This window comes from bacterium (assembly GCA_037200965.1).
In the GTDB taxonomy this organism is placed as follows: Bacteria; Patescibacteriota; Minisyncoccia; order Phycocordibacterales; family Phycocordibacteraceae; genus C7867-001.
This window is the reverse complement of the sequence record JBBCGK010000001.1, coordinates 443,944-462,656: the sequence shown is the minus strand read 5'-3', so window position 1 is coordinate 462,656 and position 18,713 is coordinate 443,944. Positions and strand designations below refer to the sequence as shown.

At 57.2% G+C, this 18,713-nt stretch carries 12 protein-coding genes and 2 rRNA genes; 11 read left to right on the top strand and 3 right to left on the bottom strand.

From position 1 onward, the window contains the following. Positions 1–363 precede the first annotated feature (363 nt). A complete protein-coding gene (locus WDN10_02625; protein MEJ0053596.1) occupies positions 364–2,340 on the top strand; it encodes a peptidoglycan-binding protein in 1,977 nt (658 codons plus the stop codon). A 182-nt stretch (positions 2,341–2,522) separates the two neighbouring features. Then, the gene (locus WDN10_02620) at positions 2,523–4,079 is read left to right on the top strand and encodes a peptidoglycan-binding domain-containing protein (GenBank protein ID MEJ0053595.1); all 1,557 of its coding nucleotides are present in this window, start codon (positions 2,523–2,525) and stop codon (positions 4,077–4,079) included. A gap of 58 nt (positions 4,080–4,137) precedes the next feature. Here the strand turns inward: WDN10_02620 and WDN10_02615 are convergent, their stop codons facing one another. Then, entirely contained in the window at positions 4,138–4,305 is a 168-nt protein-coding gene (locus WDN10_02615) for a histidine kinase dimerization/phospho-acceptor domain-containing protein (GenBank protein ID MEJ0053594.1), read from the bottom strand. A gap of 1 nt (position 4,306) precedes the next feature. After that, the gene (locus WDN10_02610) at positions 4,307–4,984 is read right to left on the bottom strand and encodes a response regulator transcription factor (GenBank protein MEJ0053593.1); all 678 of its coding nucleotides are present in this window, start codon (positions 4,982–4,984) and stop codon (positions 4,307–4,309) included. 278 nt (positions 4,985–5,262) lie between these two features. On the opposite strand from WDN10_02610, the gene rplJ reads away from it, so the two are divergent. The 8 genes from rplJ (at position 5,263) to WDN10_02570 (ending at position 16,179) form a co-directional block, all read left to right on the top strand. After that, positions 5,263–5,757 carry a 50S ribosomal protein L10 gene (rplJ, locus tag WDN10_02605; GenBank protein ID MEJ0053592.1) on the top strand — a complete coding sequence of 165 codons (495 nt, stop codon included), beginning with the start codon at positions 5,263–5,265 and terminating at the stop codon, positions 5,755–5,757. A 124-nt stretch (positions 5,758–5,881) separates the two neighbouring features. Next, positions 5,882–6,256 carry a 50S ribosomal protein L7/L12 gene (gene rplL / locus WDN10_02600; GenBank protein ID MEJ0053591.1) on the top strand — a complete coding sequence of 125 codons (375 nt, stop codon included), beginning with the start codon at positions 5,882–5,884 and terminating at the stop codon, positions 6,254–6,256. Between the two features lie 107 nt (positions 6,257–6,363). Beyond that, positions 6,364–6,930 (top strand): hypothetical protein, encoded by a 567-nt coding sequence (locus WDN10_02595; protein MEJ0053590.1) that lies wholly within the window; start codon positions 6,364–6,366, stop codon positions 6,928–6,930. 147 nt (positions 6,931–7,077) lie between these two features. Next, complete coding sequence (locus tag WDN10_02590) at positions 7,078–7,758, top strand: hypothetical protein (protein ID MEJ0053589.1); 681 nt, start codon at positions 7,078–7,080, stop codon at positions 7,756–7,758. Between the two features lie 672 nt (positions 7,759–8,430). Further along, a 23S ribosomal RNA gene (locus WDN10_02585) occupies positions 8,431–13,701 on the top strand. A gap of 95 nt (positions 13,702–13,796) precedes the next feature. Further along, a 5S ribosomal RNA gene (rrf, locus tag WDN10_02580) occupies positions 13,797–13,904 on the top strand. A 377-nt stretch (positions 13,905–14,281) separates the two neighbouring features. Further along, entirely contained in the window at positions 14,282–15,046 is a 765-nt protein-coding gene (locus tag WDN10_02575) for a hypothetical protein (GenBank protein MEJ0053588.1), read from the top strand. Next, positions 15,043–16,179, top strand: coding sequence for an FtsW/RodA/SpoVE family cell cycle protein (locus WDN10_02570; GenBank protein ID MEJ0053587.1), 1,137 nt, complete (start codon positions 15,043–15,045; stop codon positions 16,177–16,179). The genes WDN10_02575 and WDN10_02570 overlap by 4 nt, the downstream gene beginning before the upstream one ends. Here WDN10_02570 and WDN10_02565 read toward each other — a convergent pair. After that, positions 16,176–17,306 (bottom strand): glycosyltransferase family 4 protein, encoded by a 1,131-nt coding sequence (locus WDN10_02565; GenBank protein MEJ0053586.1) that lies wholly within the window; start codon positions 17,304–17,306, stop codon positions 16,176–16,178. The genes WDN10_02570 and WDN10_02565 overlap by 4 nt on opposite strands. A 35-nt stretch (positions 17,307–17,341) precedes the next feature. Between WDN10_02565 and WDN10_02560 the strand changes: the two genes are divergently transcribed. Next, positions 17,342–18,712 (top strand): sugar transferase, encoded by a 1,371-nt coding sequence (locus WDN10_02560; protein MEJ0053585.1) that lies wholly within the window; start codon positions 17,342–17,344, stop codon positions 18,710–18,712. Position 18,713 lies beyond the last annotated feature (1 nt).

Sequence of the window (18,713 nt, the reverse complement as noted above, 5' to 3'; positions counted from 1 at the left end):
TATCCCGTATACTTTGATCCAGTCACTGTATACGGGGCAGCAGGCAGAAGTGACCGGACTTTGAAAATGAAATAACGCGTGAAAGCGCGTACATAGAAAATCGCGGGAGCATCCGCGTGTTTGCCCGTTTGCTAAAACGGAGTACCGAACGACCGCTTTACCTCTACGAAAGAACCGCCGAATTCCGCCAAACCTTGCCAACTAACCCGGGGAGCGCAGGTCGATACCGCGTTTCGCGGGGTAGTTTGAAAGTGCGAAGTTCTTGTGCGAACTCACATTACTTAAAACGCGCATGCGCGCCGCGGCACCTTATCAGTTACGCCGCGGACGCATGCGTTCCAAATTAAACAAGCACACCAAGTTATGACTAAAGCAACTTCGATCTCCAAGATCGCTGCAGTTGCGGCCGGTCTCGCTATGGCGGCTTCGCTTTCCTTTGTTGCGGCAGTTGCTCCGGCACACGCACAGAGCCAGGCGGATCTCCAGGCGCAGATCGCGACGCTCATGCAGACCATCGCAGCGCTTCAGGCGCAGGTGAACGGCTCTACGACCACCACGACGAGCACCACGTTCACTCGTGACCTCACCATCGGTTCGACCGGCGCAGACGTAACCGCGCTCCAGACCTGGCTCATCGCGAAAGGCTTCGCGATCCCAGCTGGCGCAACCGGCTACTTCGGTGCTCAGACCAAGGCGGCTCTCGCCGCATGGCAGGCTGCAAACGGCGTAAGCCCGGCAGCAGGCTACTTCGGTCCGATCACTCGCGCCAAGGTCGCTTCGATGTCCGCTACGACCACCACGACCACCACGACTGGCGGCTCGACCACGACCACCACGACGACCCTTAAGGGCGGCGAGGCGGACCTCACTGACTTCGACCTCCGCTCGGAGGACGGAGACGGCGCGGAAGGCGAGCAGGACGTCAAGCTTGCAACGGCGAAGTTCGACGTTGACGGCGGTGACGTGAACGTGCAGCGCGCAGAACTCACGGTGGAATTCACCGGTTCGGGTTCCGCAAGCGAGCGCCCTTGGGACTACTTCGACACGATCTCGGTATGGGGCAACGGCAAGAAGCTTGCCGATGTCAATGCCGACAGCCGTGCCGATTGGGATGACCAGGATGACGGCGTCTACACTATCTCGGTTTCCGGCTTCGATTACATGGTGAGGGACGGCAGCACTGCCGAGCTCACCTTCGCAGCGGACATCGCGGACAACATGGACGACGACGATGTCGATGACGGATCCTTCGATCTCTCCGTAGAGACCGACCAGGGTATCCGCGCAATCGATGCCGCTGGCATCCAGCAGTACACGGGTAAGACGAGCGACAAGGTTGGCTTCGACTTCCAGGCCGAGGAGAACGGTGACCTCTCGATCCGCGAAAGCGACGAGAATCCGGATGCCACGACCCTTAAGGTCGAGAACGACCAGTCCTCGGACGCATATGACGTATTCGCATGGGATGTCCGCAACAAGGACAACGCGGATACGCTCATCACCGACTTCACCATCACGGTCGCGACGAGCTCTGATCTCTTCAACACCGCCGATGTATCGGATATCATCCGGAAGGCGACCGTCTCCGACGGCGATGATGAGTACGATGGCGACATCAACGATGACGGAACCATCGACTTTGACGACATTGAGGCGCAGGTTGACGGTGACAGCACCAAGACCTTCACCCTCTCCGTCGAGTTCGCTTCGGACAGCGGATACGCTTCCGACCTTCCGAACACCATCACCTTCGCGATCGATCACTCGAGCGTAGAGGCTGAGGGCGTCGAAAGCGGTGACGAAGTCGAATCGACCGACATCTCCGGCTCGGCAACCTCTGAAGACCACATGGTCTCGGAGACCGGCTTCGATGTCGCGCCGAAGAGCACCTCGCAATCGGTAACGGCTTCGACCGACAACTCCGATGCGTACGGTACCTTCATCATCAAGTTCGATGTGACGGCTGACGAGGATGATCCGATCTTCATCGGTAAGACGGCTGCAAGCTCGACGCTTGGCAACGACACTGCCGGTGCGGTCTACGACATCATCAAGAACGGTGCAACCACCTCGGTCGCGTTCGACTCGAAGACGGCAACGCTTTCTTCGACGGCGCACACGAAGAACGGAAACTTCAAGGTTGACGCAGGCGCGACGGAAACGTTCACGCTCACCGTCACTCTTGATCCGCTCACCTTGACCGGCACCGGTCAGTACGCGATCCAGCTCGCTGAGGTCAACTACTCTGTAGAGAATGACCTCACGCCGCTCTCGAAGTTCAATGTCGACCTCGACAATGCGGACTACGAGACCGACGCTGTGTACATCACGGCTGACTAACGAGCTTTCCGGGATTCGTTCCGGAACACGTTAGCCAGACGAGTTGTCAGGCAGCAAAACCCCCGCGAAAGCGGGGGTTTTGCGTTTGAGGGAGGGAAGAACCAATGGGGGATAACTTATCTTCATGCGGAGTGCGTAGGTATACTGAAGAAGTATTTATTAGTCTCAACTTTAATTTAACGATGAAAAAGCTTGCCCTATTAACCCCGGTCCTGGCGCTCGCGCTTCTTGTCCTTCCTTCGGTCGGGCTTGCAGCGGTCACGCCGACCCTGACCGCACAGGAAACTGTGGCCAATACCGAGACCGCTTCGATCCCGGCTATCGCCCTTACCGGCGGTACCGTAGCAATCGCGGCAACGTCAACCCTGACGGCCGTCGCGAAAGCGAACCTCGCGAACAACGATTACTTCATCCTCTCGCACACCGGAGTCGCCGCGACCGCGGTCTGTTTCTACTTCGACGTGGATAACTCGCTTTCAAGCGATGCGGGTACGGCCCAGGCTTGTAAAGATGCCAACGGCGTAGCAGGAGGCATCGAGATCGCAGTTAGCGCCGCGACCGACGCCGCAAGCGTTGCCGCACTTATCAACACGGCAATCAATGGAGTCACCTCCGCACTCACCATTACGTCCTCTAACAGCGGCGGGGGAATCCTGGTCCTGACAAACGACACGGCTGGCGCAGCAGGAAATATTGCCGTCAACTCTGGCTATTGGGCCGAAGGCGTGACGAACGCAGGATTTACGCTCACCGCGCTTGCCGGGGGCGCAAACGCCATCCCGGCAACGACGACCGTCGTCATTCCCGCTGGTCTCCCGGCAAACGCTGGCGACCATTCGGTGACGGTTGACGGTGTCGTCATCAACCTCGGCACGTCCGTGCTCACCGCGAATCAAGTTGCTGCGGCTCTCGCTGCTGCTACGTACACCGGCGGTACCAGCTACGGCTCGACGGGCGCATACGTTGTAACGAACCCGAGCGCGGCCAACCTGACCTTCACGCGGGCGAACGGAGCGAACGGGTCAATCGTCCTTGGCGATTCTAACTACGGCACGACCGCACAGGTAGTTACCTTTACTCCGGGAAGCGTCATTCGCGCGAAGTACACGGTAACGATCAACGATACTGATTATAGTTACAGCTCCGGAACCGATGTTACTGCCCAGCAGGTCGTTGAAGCACTGAACGGGCAGCTTGCTTCGAATACGGATGTCACCTGTACCGAAGACGATGTCATGGTTACCTGTACGGCCGCTGTCGCAGGAACCGCCTTCACTTACAGCACCGACGTTGAAGTGGGAGCGGGCGCGGGAAGCACAAACGGTGGCGGTGGCGGAAGCCATCACCACAGCTCCGGCGGCTCGTCTTCTTCGAGCTCGAGCACTTCCGGTTCTACCACCACCACGACTACCACCTCGACGAGCGTAGAAGCGCAGCTTGCAGCCCTCAACGCGCAGCTCGCAGCACTTATGGCGCAGGCAAACGCGATGGGAGGAGTTTCGGCTTCCTTCACCCGCGACCTCACCATCGGTTCAAGCGGAGCCGACGTGAAGGCTCTCCAGATGTGGCTCAACGCACATGGCTTCATGGTCGCCGCGACGGGACCAGGGTCGGCTGGTATGGAAACCGACCTCTTCGGGGCCCTTACCCAGGCCGCGCTCGCAAAGTACCAGGCATCGGTCGGCATCACGCCTGCTGCTGGCTACTTCGGTCCGAAGACCCGTGCGTGGATTAAGTAAATTCTCACGCTAGAAATCAAAACCGCCCCGTACGGGGCGGTTTTGATTTACCCGGATTTTATTTCGGAAGCTGTTTCAGAAGTTCGTGTATGCGGTCGATTTCGCGAAGCGTGGAATCGAATATCTTTTTCGACTCAGGATCAAGCCCGGGATTCATGAGCGCGAGTTCGGTACCGCTCTTGATGATCGCGAGGGAACTGCGGATGTCGTGGGGGATATCGGCCATGTTACGGATTCAGGCGGTACCCTACGCCCCGCACCGTCTCGAAGAGGGGAGTGCCGCCCGCGTAATCGTCGAGCTTCTTGCGGAGATTCTTCATATGCACGTCAAGCACGTTACTGAACCCGGAGAAGTCGAAATTCCAGACATGATCGAGCACGTCTTCCCGGGTAAGCGCTTCGCCCGGCCGGCGCATGAAGTATTCGAGGAGAGAGTATTCCTTGAGTGTAAGCGCGATTTTCTCGCCGGCTTTGGTGACTTGTCTCGTTGCCGGGTCAAGAATGATATCGCGGACGGTAAGCGCGGCGGGAAGCGCGCTTTCGGGGCGCCGCAGCACGGCGTTTATGCGGGCGACAAGCTCGTCGAACGAGAACGGCTTTACGACGTAGTCGTCCGCTCCCGAGTTGAGGAGCGACACCTTCTCTTCGGCTTCGGCCTTGGCGGTGAGGATAATGATCGGCGTCTTCACCCCCGCTTCCCTGGCTTCCCGGCAGATGGCGTCGCCTCCGAGGCCCGGAAGCATGAGGTCAAGGAGTATGAGGTCGTACTCGTTCTTATAGAGCATGATCCGGGTCCGCGCCTTCTCGCTCTCGGCGACCCAGTCGACGGCGAACCCCTTCATTTCAAGGCCCTTCTTGAGGTTTTCGGCGAGCTGCGGCTCGTCTTCCACGATAAGGATGCGCATAGTGTAGAGGGTAACGGTTTCTAAGGGGAACGCAATCAGTAGAACCTACGGATTACGAAGATTTCATGAAGAACCTTCATGAAGCGGCGCTTGCCTTATCGGCCACCATTTAGTATGGTGGCCGGGTACGGACCGAAGACAGCAGGTGGCCCGAAAGGCCGTAAACCCTGCCGAGGCACATCTTGATCCCCTCATGCGGGGTGAAAGAGGTCGAGCCCTCCTTCGGTCCCGGAAGCGAAAGCTTCCGGGACCAGTGTCGTTTCGTACTAACAAATCACATGGCAATCACCAAACAAAAGAAAGTAGACATCGTTGAAAAGCTCAAGGGCGCGCTTGGCGAAGCGGCTTCGGTCGTATTCGTGCGCTTCCACAAGCTTTCGGTCGCGGACACGACCAAAATGCGCAAGGCGCTTCGCGCCGAGGGCGTCGGGTTCTATGTCGCGAAGAAGACGCTTATCCGTCGCGCGCTCGCCGAGCGAGGCTATACCGGAGACGTTCCGGAGCTTGCCGGAGAAATCGCGATCGCCTGGGGCAAGGGAGACGCGACGCTTCCCGCCCGCTCGATCTACGAGCACGCGAAGAAGCTCAAGGAAGCGCTCGCGATTGTCGGCGGCGTGTTCGAGAACGCATTCGCGGATGCGGGCCAGATGACGGCCATCGCCACCATCCCGCCGGTACCGGTGCTTCGCGGCATGTTCGTGAACGTGATCAATAGCCCTATCCAGGGATTCGTGGTCGCGCTCAACAAGATCGCGGAAAAGAAAGCGGCATAACTTTATTCCCATTTAACTCATTACTATGGACGAAGAAAAGAAGGTAGAGGAAGCGGCGGCCCCCGAGGCAGCTGCGCCGGAGGCGGCTCCGGCTCCTGCGGCAGCCCCGAAAGAAGAGGAGAAGGTGGAGGTACCGGCAAAGTTCAAGAAGCTTGTCGAGGAAGTTGAGAACATGACTGTTCTTGAGCTCTCAGAACTCGTGAAGGTGCTCGAGAAGAAGTTCGGCGTCTCGGCTGCGGCAGTCGCGGTCGCGGGTCCCGCAGCCGCGGGTCCCGCCGAGGAAGGGAAGTCGACCGCAACCGTCGAACTTACCGACTCCGGCGCATCGAAGATCGCCGTCATCAAGGTGGTGAAGGAGGCGCTCGGCCTTGGTCTCAAGGAGGCGAAGGATCTCGTCGACGCGGCTCCGTCGGTCGTGAAGGCCGACATGAAGAAGGAGGAAGCCGATGAACTCAAGAAGAAGCTCGAGGAGGCAGGAGCGAAGGTTACGCTCAAATAATCCGAAAGCGAAAACAACAAAAAACGCCCCCACAGGGCGTTTTTTGTTGTTTTCGTCAAGGCTTGGACACGGGACTTCGAAGCGCGGTAGAATGCGCGGAATCGAATATGGATCCGCTCGCGAAACTCTTCGGCTCGAACGCCCGCCTCAAGCTCCTTCGTCTTTTCATTTTCAACCCCGCATCCGCGTTCTCCGTTTCCGACGCGGCATTCCGGACGAAGCTTTCAAAAGCCGCGGCGCGCAAGGAGATAAGCACCCTTGCCGCCGCGGGCGTTATCAAGAAGCGGGGAAGCGGGTATGCCGCCGAGAAGCGTTTCCCGTATTACGACGCGCTTGCCGACTTCGTGCGCACGACGACGAACGTGGAGAATGCCGAAGTTCTGGCCGCACTTAGAAAAGGAGGAACTCTTCGCCTTGTCGTTACTTCAGGGCTCTTCACGGGCGTCGCCGAATCCGAGATCGACTTGCTTATCGTAGGCGACAAGCTTGTCGAGCGGGCGCTTAAGGCAGCGGTTCACGGCATCGAAGCCGAGCTCGGGCGCGAGATACGCTACGCCTCGTTCTCCACGGAAGACTTCCGCTACCGTCTGGGCGTCTACGACCGCCTCATACGGAACGTTCTCGACTATCCGCACCGGGCCATTTTCGATAAAATAGGGCTCAAACCTTCCTAAAAACTATCCACACCCGAAAGGCTGTTTTTGCCCATCCCTGCTACACTTATAGACAGCAGGCCACACGGGGAGACCCGGGCCGGCTTTACCGGATAACCGTTCCAAGAGAGGCAGCCTCGAGGGACAATTATAAAAACTACCCACACTATGTTTCTCACTACTTGGTCAGACGTGCTCAGCCAGTCGTTTTTGGGTCTCTTCTACGGCCTCGTGCAGTTCATCCCGACGCTCGTCGTCGCGATCATCATCTTCGTCATCGGTTGGCTTATCGGCGCAGGCGTCGGCCGCGTGGTCGCGCAGATCATTAACTCGATCCGCGTCGATCAGGCGCTCCGTTCGGCGGGCGTAGAGCGCGTCCTCACCCGCGCAGGATTCACCCTTAACTCCGGCGCGTTCCTTGGCGCCCTGGTCAAGTGGTTCTTCATCGTCGTGTTCCTCATCGCGTCCCTCGACGTACTCGGGCTCTCCGACGTGACGATCTTCCTTCGCGAAGTAGTGCTCGGGTATCTCCCGCAGGTTATCGTGGCCGTCCTTATCCTTCTCGTCGCAGCGGTGATCGCGGACGTGGTGCAGAACCTCGTCGCGGGCGCAGCGCGCGCGGCGAACATGCCGTCGGCGAACTTCCTCGGCTCCGTCGCAAGATGGGCGATCTGGATCTTCGCGATCCTCGCGGCGCTCGCGCAGCTTCAGGTCGCGACCGCCTTCGTGCAGACCCTCTTCACGGGCGTCGTCATCGCGGTTTCCCTGGCGGTGGGCCTTGCCTTCGGCCTTGGCGGCCAGGCAGCGGCTGCCCGCTACATCGACAAGGTTCGCGAGCAGGTCGGATAAGGTTTCTCGGGTTTTAAAACAAACACGCCGCGCAGAAGCGCGGCGTGTTTGTTTTTAGTCTATAAAAACAAAAACCGATGGGCAGGGAGGGAAGCGATTGCTCGCTTCGCACTCCCAACACATCAGTCCGTCAAAAGGGCCCATGCAAGAGAAGAACCCCTAACCCGATCAGTGCCAGAACGATCGAAATAACAGGAATGCCGACAATCAACATGGCAATTCTTGACCGCTCGCGCCGCTCCTTAGCAGTCCTGGTTGTTTCCTTCATCTGAGGCGTAACTCCTGGCTTCATATGAGCATATCGGCCTTTAGGCCGACTCTCCACTGTTTCGTATATAACTATGGACTAGTTCTATATTCTTGTCAAATCTGCGGGCGGACCTTATAAACCACCCACTCATGCCCTTGTTGACAGCCTTTGCCCCCTCCCCTATACTCTCCCTACACGTGATACCGACCCGAAAAACCCTAACAACGAGTAGCGGATAAAGGCCGGAAGGCCTTGCATGCAAATGCGACCGCTCCTCTGAGCGGTTTTTTAGTCGGAAAAATCGCGTGGATAGTGCGCCCTTTGACATACGAATACGTATAGATGGTAAGCAAAACCGTATGGGCTAAGCCCGTGCGGTCAGCAAAATGCAAGTGCTATCAGATTGTGGTGAACAGATCTCCGCACAGGAGACATAAGGGTGCACGGTGGATGCCTAGGCTTGCGTGAGCGATGAAGGACGCGATCAGCCAGCGATATGCTTCGGGGAGGCGGCTTATAGCCTTTGATCCGAAGATTTCCGAATGGGGAAACCCTCCCGTATATCGGGAATCCGCCTCGACAGAGGATGGAAGCGTACCCGGGGAAGTGAAACATCTCAGTACCCGGAGGAATAGAAAACAACAGCGAGCCGTGTTCCGGCTCCTCGATTCGTCGAGGGGGTGGAACACGTCTCTCGCGATTCCCTTAGTAGCGGCGAGCGAAACGGGAAGAGCCCAAACCGAAGGTTTCGATCTTCGGGGTTGTAGGGCGGAAGCGCCGTATTTATACGGCAGGAGTTACAAAAGGTCTCTATAGCGGAAGCTGCTGGGAAGCAGCGCCCCAGAGGGTAATGGCCCCGTACGCGAAATAGAGATCTCTCTTGTGCTTCCGTTCCTGAGTAGTTCGAGACACGAATAGCTCGAATGAATCTGCCGGAACTAACCGGTAAGGCTAAATATCACGCAGGACCGATAGTGAACTAGTACCGTGAGGGAAAGGTGAAAAGCACCCCGAGAGGGGAGTGAAATAGAACTGAAACCGTGCACTTACAAGGGGTTGGAGCGGAACGGCGCAAGCCGTATCCGTGACAGCGTGCCTATTGAAGAATGAGCCGGCGAGTGTATGCATGCTGCGTAGCTAAATCCTTTACCGGATGGAGCTTCAGGGAAACCGAGTGTTAATAGCGCGCCTGTAGTATGCATACGACCCGAAGCTAGATGAGCTTGCCATGAGCAGGGTGAAGTTCGTCGAAAGACGGATGGAGGCCCGAACCGGTAGATCGTACAACGTCTTCGGATGACTTGTGGTAAGGAGTGAAAAGCTAATCGAATCTAGTAATAGCTGGTTCTCTCCGAAACAGCTTTTGGGTTGGCGTCATATGTTCCCCTTGGGGGTAGAGCACTGGAAGGGTCAAACAGGGAGAAATCTCGTTGACCCTATCAACCTCCGAATACCAAGGGTCAAGAATATGGCAGTTAGACCGTGGGGGCGAAGCTCCACTGGTCGAGAGGGGAAGAGCCCAGATCGCAAGTTAAGGCCCCAAAATCTACGCTCAGTACGACTTAAGGAAGTGGGAATCCTTCGACAATGAGGATGTTGGCTTAGAAGCAGCCACCATTTAAAGAAAGCGTAACAGCTCACTCATCGAGGGTTCCTGCGCCGAAGATGATCGGGGTTAAGCGTAGTGCCGAAACTGCGGGTGTACCTTTCCTTCGGGAAAGGTATGCGGTAGGAGAGCGTTCCGTATGCGCTGAAGCGTAAGGGGTAACCCGTCGTGGAGCGTACGGAAGTGAGGATGCCGGTACAAGTAACCACAATGCGGGTGAGAACCCCGCACGTCGAAAGACCAAGGTTTCCAGAGCCATGATGATCAACTCTGGGTTAGTCGGGCCTAAGGGGTAGGCGAGAGCCGAACCCGATGGACACACGGTTAATATTCCGTGACCGTTCGCATATGCGATGGAGCGACGGACTGCTGTATCTACCGCCCATAATTGGATTTGGGTCGGTTGCGCGAGGAAGTGTGGTAGGTAAATCCGCCATGCGCTATTCCGAGCGTAGCCGCAACGTTCTCCCACGGGGGAGCGGAGAGTAGAGAGCGCGGTTCCAAGAAAAACTTCTAAGCTTAATGTGCGACGACCGTACCGTAAACCGACACAGGTGGTCAGGTCGAGAAGACCAAGACGAACGAGTGAGAGGTCCTCAAGGAACTCGGCAAAAAAGCGGCCGTAAGTTAGCGATAAGGCCTGCCCGCGCACCACTTTGTCCTCAACATATGGAGAGCAAAATGACGCAGCAAAGAACAAAACTTGACCTCGAAGTACTGTATACGATGCTCACGACCAGAGAGTTGAGGTCGTTCAAGTATCGTTATCCGAGTGCTTCCGAGTGCACGTTAGAGTTCGTGAACGATGATCAGAAATACATCTGCGGCCCGGAAGACCTGGGCCAGCTGATGGATGACGTTGTAGAACGGAGACGCCCCCGACTTTTCTTTGTGGATAATTCCACGAAGATCGGAACGGATATCCGGATTCACAACATGTCTTGATCGTCGAGTACTTTAGTTTCCGCTCCTTCCAAAAGAGTTGAGGCTAAAGTGGTGCGCGGGCCGCAGCGAAAGATTCCCTGGCAACTGTTTACCAAAAACACAGCTCCCTGCGAACTCGTAAGAGGATGTATAGGGGGTGACGCCTGACCGATGCCAGAAGGTTAAGTACGGAGGGTGCTATGTCTTCGGATATAGTGCTGGGCTGTATATGCCCTGGTGAATGTCGGCGATAACTATAATCGTGGACCCTACAAACCTGCGCAAGTAGGTCAAAAGTCGGGCGATTATAAAATCCGACCAAATGCTGGAATAACTGGTGTATCCGCCGCTACCGAGCAGGTAACAATGCGCGCGGTGCAGTCAATCAGCAGGAAAGACATGTGTTCGTCTCACAACTAACAAACTTAGCCATGAGACTGAATAACTCGGCTGATGTCATGAGCTACTTCCGTGGCAAGCGACATCAGCGCAACTACTATGTAGCAGGATTCGTGGACGGAGAGGGAAGCTTCTCGGTATCGATCATCAAGCATCCGACCCAAAAGTTCGGATGGATGATCAATCCTTGTTTCCAGGTATACCAGCATGAGAAGCACCGCGAGGTGCTTGAACTCATGAAGGAAACCTTCGGGACAGGGTCGATATATCGAAAATCCGGAACTCATCCCGTCCTCAACTTCAGCATCGATTCGAGACGTTCAATCGTCGAGCGGGTTATACCGTTCTTCGAGCGATACCCGCTTCTCGTCAAAGCCGAGACATTCGTGATCTTCAAGGAGATCGTCGCGGCAATGGAGAAGCGGGAGCACTGGACGAAGGAAGGGTTTGTGAGGATAGCAACACTCGCATACTCGATGAATCAACAAGGAAAGGGCCGCAAGCACGCTCTACAAGAGATGCTCGCGACGCTCCCGGATTAGTAATTGAACACATGAATCCTCAGAGACTTTACGTCGGACTCGCTTGAGACGCGAGATGATAAAGTCCAACCTCCTGGCGACAGGAAGGAGATATGCCTAAGGTTCCGCGTTCGAGCGATCGAGCGCGGAACGGATTGGGACGATTGTAGGAGACCGTAAACAGTTCGAAAGATTACGTCATGACAAGCTACCTCGTTATGCGGCAACGCATAGCAGATCCGCGGCTCACAAGAGAGGCCATACGCCGCGCACCCCTTCGGGGGTGAAGAAATGGTCCTTCGTAGAGGAATAGAAGAGCGCAATTCCTTGTCGGGTAAATTCCGACGTGCACGAATGGCGTAATGACTGGGGAACTGTCTCGAGGACTCGCTCGGTGAAAATGCATTACCGGTGAAGATGCCGGTTACCTGTAGTTAGACGAAAAGACCCCAGAAGCTTTACTGCAGCTTCGTATTGGGGCTGCGTGATTCCTGCGTAGCATAGGTGGGAGAGGTTGAAGCGGGGGTTTCGGCTCCCGTGGACTCGTCAGTGAAATACCACTCTTGAATTGTGCAGTTCCTAACCGAGGAGGGATCCTCCTCGGGACCGTGCGTGGTAGGCAGTTTTGGTGGGGCGCTATCCTCGAAAGCGGCGCCCGTTCGACCATCATCCGAAAACCGATAAATATAAAAAAGGGGGACTGTGCCGGGCAACCGGTACAAGCAAATCGGCCAAATGCTGGAACATCCGGGTATCCGGCGGTACTCGAAAGAGTGAAAATCCGTCCGGTGCGGACAATCAGCAGGGAAGACTCGTAAGAGAACCCTCAGAGACTACACGCCGATCTCACCGCAAGGTGATGAAGATATAGTCCGATCTCTATGGCGACATAGAGGTGCGATTCCGTGATCGCGCGCTCAAGCGATTGAGTACCACACGCCTAAAAAGTAACGGAGGAGTCTATTAAGGTTCTCTAGGCGCGAATGGAAACCGTGCCGATAGTGTAATGGCATAAGAGAGCTTAACTGCAAGGGGTACATCCCGAGCAGATGCGAAAGCAGAGCATAGTGATCCGATGGTACGCCTTAGATGCGGCCAGAGCTCAACGGATAAAAGTTACTCTGGGGATAACAGGCTAGTTCCGCCCAAGCGTCCATAGCGACGGCGGAGTTCGGCACCTCGATGTCGACTCAACATAGCGCGGGGCTGGAGAAGGTCCCAAGCGTTTGGCTGTTCGCCAATTAAAATGTTACGTGAGTTGGGTTCAGACCGTTCAGCGGCTAGATGAAAGCATCGGCCACTGAACGGTCTGAGCCCCGAGGCAGAAGACATGATCACGGCGGCGTATTGCAGGAATGCAGTACGACAATTCAACTTATATCGGTGAAGTCCTAACCTGTCATATGGTAGGATAATACCGAGGGAAGATATGAAGCAAATTCGCCTATCTGACACTGACAGGGCTTATCTCGCAGGATTCCTCGATGGGGATGGAAGCATCTACGTTCGTGCAAAACCTAATTCAACCTATCGGTTCGGATACCAGATTGCACCAGCGATAGTGTTCTTCCAGTCCGCCAAGTCGAAGGATTCTTTCGAGAAGATGTGTACGCTTATGCCGTTCGGTTCCCTTCGGGAACGCAAGGATGGCGTGTGCGAGTACACGGTGCAGCGTCTTGACGACTTAGAAGAGATGATCCGACTCGTCGAACCTTTCGTTCGGTTGAAGAAGAAACAGATCGCTCTCCTGAAGAAGGTCCTGGACTGCAAGAAGCGCGAACAGAATCAGGCAGCATTCAAGAAATTGCTCGAACTCGTAAACGCTTTCGGAGAACTGAACTACTCCAAGAAGCGGATACGGAGGTATATCGCCCGTAGAGACTGAACGTTGAACATCGAGAACCGATGAAGTTACAGTCCGATGCACGCAGTAATGCGTGAGAACATGCGTGAGACAGGTTGGTCTCCTATCTACTACAGGCGTTGATTTTTGAGGAGGGTCGTCCCTAGTACGAGAGGACCGGGATGAACTGACCTCTGGTCTGCCAGCTGTCCTGCCAAGGGCACCGCTGGGTAGCTATGTCGGGTTGCGATAACCGCTGAAAGCATATAAGCGGGAAGCGTGCTCCAAGATTAGAAATCGTTATCAGGCACCTGGGAGATTACCAGGTTGATAGGTTCTACGTGGAAGGCAAGCAATTGCCGGAGCGGAGGAATACTAATATGCCGAGTCTACTGTGCGGAACTCTGCGTGCCACAATCTGCGCGCGCTCGCATTTTCCATCTATACGTATCTCGTTTGCATCGTGCGTGCCGTTTTATAAAACGCGCCCGCGGTGCTGGTGATTTGTCGGAGGGGTCATACCCGATCTCATTCCGAACTCGGCAGTCAAGCCCTCTTGAACCGATGGTACTCCGCAAGGGGGAGAGTAGGTAGTCGCCAGCACTGCGGGCGTGTTTTCGTAACCTTGCACCGTATTTACGAGTTCCCGGTAAAGGAGAGAAGGAGTAAGGCCCATGAGAACTTCGGGACAAGAATCGGCAGAAGTTTTGGCGTTAGCGAACAAATATCCGCACATCGCGGCAATTGATGAATGGGAAGTTCCTTTTGTGGGCACCTACGCTACCTGTTTAGGAGCGTCGGCGGACCCGCATGCATCGCTTGCTGCTATCTACGAACATATGTTCGCGGGAAGCGGATGCGCTTTCTGCAAACGCCGATTCCAAGCTTCGGTCGACCGCGTGCTTTTCAGACGATAAGAGATCATAAGGTGAGTTTGCGGCCGACTCGTTGAGTTGGCTGCATTCGTTTATACTAGAGATATGTCCTGGGCAGCGCGACGAAGATTCTGGATACTCGGGGGGCTTATCGCCCTTGCGGCTGTGCTCGCGGCGGCCATTCTGTTTGCCGCGGTGTATAGGGCGCCTTCATGTACCGACACGAAGCAGAACCAGGGCGAAGAAGGCGTGGACTGCGGCGGACCCTGTCCGTACCTTTGTGCGGTCAAGACCGAAGCTCCGGTGGTGCAATTCGTCAGGGCGCTCTCGCCTCGCGCGGGCCGTACCGATGTGATCGCGTACGTCGAGAATCAGAATCCATCCGCTGCCGCCCGCAGCGCCCCGTATCGCATCGATCTCTACGGAGCGGGGAATGTGATCATCGCGAGCTCGAACGGTACGGTTGACCTCCCGCCGAAGTCGGTCGTCCCGGTCTACGTGCCGAATTTCTTTTCCGGCAACCAGCAGGTCGTTCGGGTGTTTCTTACGTTCGATCAGGATTCCGTCCTGTGGGAAAGCTATCGGGAGACGCGCGTACTTCCGAAAGCAAGGAGCGCGGAGCTTGGCGGCACGCCGGATGCGCCCCGCATCACTGCCGTTCTCCAAAACGACGACGTTGAGCCGCTTTACAATACGAAAGTCGTCGCGACGGTATTCGACGCATCCGGAAACGCGGTCGGCGCCTCGCAGACCGTGCTCGAAGCGATCCAGCCGCAGGGTAGCGCTTCTGCGATCTTCACCTGGAACGCGGCCTTCCCGGCCCCGGTAGCCCGCATTGAGGTCAAGCCCGTCATTATGCTCCCGCGATGAGGGAACTGTTTTCGAAGGCCGAGGGCTTCCCCCGCCGGTTCGACTGGCTCCTCATCCTTCCGGCCATAACGCTCACGCTGCTTGGCGTCCTTACCATGAATACGTTCGGCGTGGGCGCAAGCCTCGCGCCGCGCCAGCTTGAGTGGCTCGTCCTCGCGGTATTCGCGTATTTCGCCCTTTCCTCGCTTGATTTGCGGTTCCTGAGGCGCAAGGAGGTCGTGTTCGCGGCGTACGCGCTTGCGGTCGCGCTCCTCGCGCTCCTCCTCCTTGTCGCGCATAAGGTAATGGGGGCGAAAAGCTGGTTTCTTCTTGGCGGCTTTTCGTTCCAGCCCGCCGATTTCGCGAAGCTCGCGCTCGTAATGCTTTTGTCGAAATACCTCTCTCGCCGGCACGTCGACATCGCGCAGCTGAAGCACGTCATCATTTCCGGCCTCTATGCGGCCGCCCTGATTCTTCTGGTCCTCGTGCAGCCCGATCTCGGGACCGCCGTGATACTTTCCGCCGTATGGCTTGGCATGATGCTCGTTTCCGGCATCTCGAAAAAGCATCTGGCGCTCGTCGCGCTTGCGGGCATCGTCGCCGCGGCGGGGTTCTGGTCCCTTGGCCTTCACGACTATCAGCGGACGCGCATTGTCGCCTTCCTCAATCCCGCGGCCGACATCCGCGGCGCGGGCTATAACGCCTATCAGGCGACGGTCGCCGTGGGCTCCGGGGAGTGGCTCGGGAAGGGAATCGGATACGGCACGCAGTCGAAGCTCCGGTTCCTTCCGGAATACGAGACGGACTTCGTGTTCGCCGCGTTCGCCGAAGAGTGGGGCTTCGTCGGCGTTCTCCTTCTCCTGCTTCTCTACGGCCTCCTGCTCGCCCGCCTCATCGATATCGCGAAGCGCGCGGCGACCAATTTCGACGCGTTCTTCACGCTTGGCGTCGCCCTCGTCCTTATGGCGCACCTTTTCATACACGCGGGGATCAACCTGGGACTCCTGCCGGTTACCGGCACGACGATACCGTTCATGAGCTCCGGCGGGTCGCATCTCCTTATGGAATTCGCGGCGCTTGGCATCGTCTCATCGCTTGCCCGGCACGGCAGGAGCGTCTCGCGTTCGCTCGCGGGCCAGGAATATATAGGCTAAAGGCCGTAAAGCGCGAATGTCTCGTCAAGCGATTTCTGTTTTGAGAAATCCCTGTGCACGCGCTCGAAGAACTTCCCGGCAAGTCCGGCGGCAAGCGCGGGATCTTCCCGCAGGTCTGCTATCGCCTGCGCGAGCGCATCGGCATCGTCCGGAGGTACCAACAGCCCTGTCACCTTGTGTTCGATAAGCTCCGGCACGCCGCCCACGCTGCTTGCGATCACGGGCACCCTCGCAAGCCCCGCTTCGGCCACCACGTACCCGAAGCTTTCGGAGCGCGACGGAAGGAGAAACAGATCGAACGCCGGGAGATAGCCCGCCGCGTTTTCCACATGTCCGCAAAAAAAGACGCGCTTCTCGATGCCAAGCCAGTGCGCAAGGGCGGTGAGATGCGCGCGTTCCTCGCCGCTTCCCATAAGCACAAGCGCCATGTCGGGGAAGCGCTCCGCGATCTTCGAGAACGCCCTGAGCGCGACATCAAGGCCCTTCACGCGATGGAGTTCCGCAAGCGTACCGAGCCAGAATGTAGCCTTAAGACCGGGGGCAAGCTTCGCGCGCGCCGCCGCCCGCCCGTGCAGTTCCACCGGTTCGACCCCGTTATATATCACGACAAGCCTTCCCCGGGCGCCCGGCATGCACGCAACGTCCCGGTACGTGGCTTCCGAATTGCAGATCGTCCGGTGCGTCCCGAGAATGGTGAGGTGGTGGAGGATGCCGAAAAGGTTCTTCTCGAACTTCCGGCGCGGTTCGTTGAAGGCCCATCCGTGCGCCGTGAAGACTATGCGCGGCACGCGGGCCATCCGCGCCGCGAGCGTGCCTATAAACCCCGCTTTCGAGCTGTTAAGGTGCACGATGTCCGGACGTTCCTCCCGAAACAAACGCCACAGCTCCGCCGCCGCCTTGAACTCCCCGAGCCCCAATACGTCGCGGCGAAGCGCCGCGACGCGCATCGTCCGCACGCCCGCCTCCGCGAGTTTTTTTGCCAGGAGCCCCTCCTCGCCGTACGCGACCGCCGCATCGTACCCGCGTTTTTTCGCCTCAAGCGCGAGGTCGAAGACGTATTTCTGCGCGCCGCCCCAGTTTGCCTTGGTGATGACGTAGAGAATCTTGTGCGGGGGCGTAACTTCCATGCGGCTGTAGATGTTCTATAGTATAACCGTATCCGATGACTCACGGTGGCAAAAGGGGAGCCGCGCTCCTGTTTCTCGGCGATATTGCCGCCTTCGTGGCGGCGCTTTGGCTTACCCTTCTCCTTCGCTACGGGGAACTCCCGAGCCGCGAGACGTTCGGCGCTCACTTCCCGGTATTCGCGCTCCTGTTCGCGCTATGGATCCTCGTTTTCTATCTCTCGGGCCTCTATGGCAAGCGGGTAATCCTCTTCAAGAGCCGGCTGGCTGATGCGCTCCTCAAGACGCAGGTATTCAACATCGTGCTCGCCGCACTCTTCTTCTTTCTCGTGCCCGGCGTCGGCATCGCCCCGAAAACCAATCTCGTTCTGTATCTCGTCATCTCGCTCGGGCTTATCTTCCTCTGGCGCCTTGCGCTCTATCCGAAACTGACCAGCCGCCGCGTTCGTTTTCGCGCGGCGCTCATCGCAAGCGGCGCGGAAGCGGACGAGCTTGTGCGGGAAGTCAACGGGAATTCCCGCTATCATCTCGAATTCGCGCTTGTCCGCACCCCGGAGGAGTTCGCGGACCTTGATGCCGCAGCGCTTGAAGCGGAGTTCGAGAAAGCGAACGTGGGGATGCTCGTCGTCGATACCGAGCACCCCGTTGCCAAGGGCCTCCTGCCGCTCATCTATCACCTGTCCTGCTTCAGGCGCACCTACCAGTTTGCCGAATTCACGCAGGTATACGAAGAGGTCTTCGACCGCATCCCGCTCTCGCTTATGAAGCACGAATGGTTCCTCAAGCACGTTTCCGCGAATCCGTCGCTTGCGTATATGGCCGCCAAGCGCGCAATCGATATCATCGGGGGCCTCGTGATGGGCCTCGTAACCGCGCTCGCTACGCCCTTCGTGTATTTCGCGCAGAAACTCGAAGGTCCCGGTCCCGTATTCATCGAACAGGTCCGCATAGGGGAGTGCGGAAGGCCGGTCGCCGCGCGCAAGTTCCGGAGCATGACCAAGAATCTCGCAAGTTCCGGCGAATGGACGACGGAAGGGGAGAACCGGGTCACACGCGTCGGCAGCTTCCTTCGCGTGACGTCGCTTGACGAGTTTCCGCAATGGCTCAACGTCCTTCGGGGCGAAATCTCGCTCATCGGCCCCCGAAGCGATATCGAAGGGCTCGGCAAGCGTCTCTCCGAAGCTATTCCGTACTACGACGCCCGCTATATCGTGAAGCCCGGCATCACGGGCTGGGCGCAGATCAACCAGCAGTACGAGCAGGGAAGCATCAGCCCGCAATCCATAGAAGAGACCAAAACCCGCCTCGCTTACGACTTCTACTACCTCAAATACCGCTCGCTCGGGCTCGACATCGTTATCGCGCTCAAGACTATCAAAAGGATGCTGTTTCGCGTAAGCTCATGGTGAT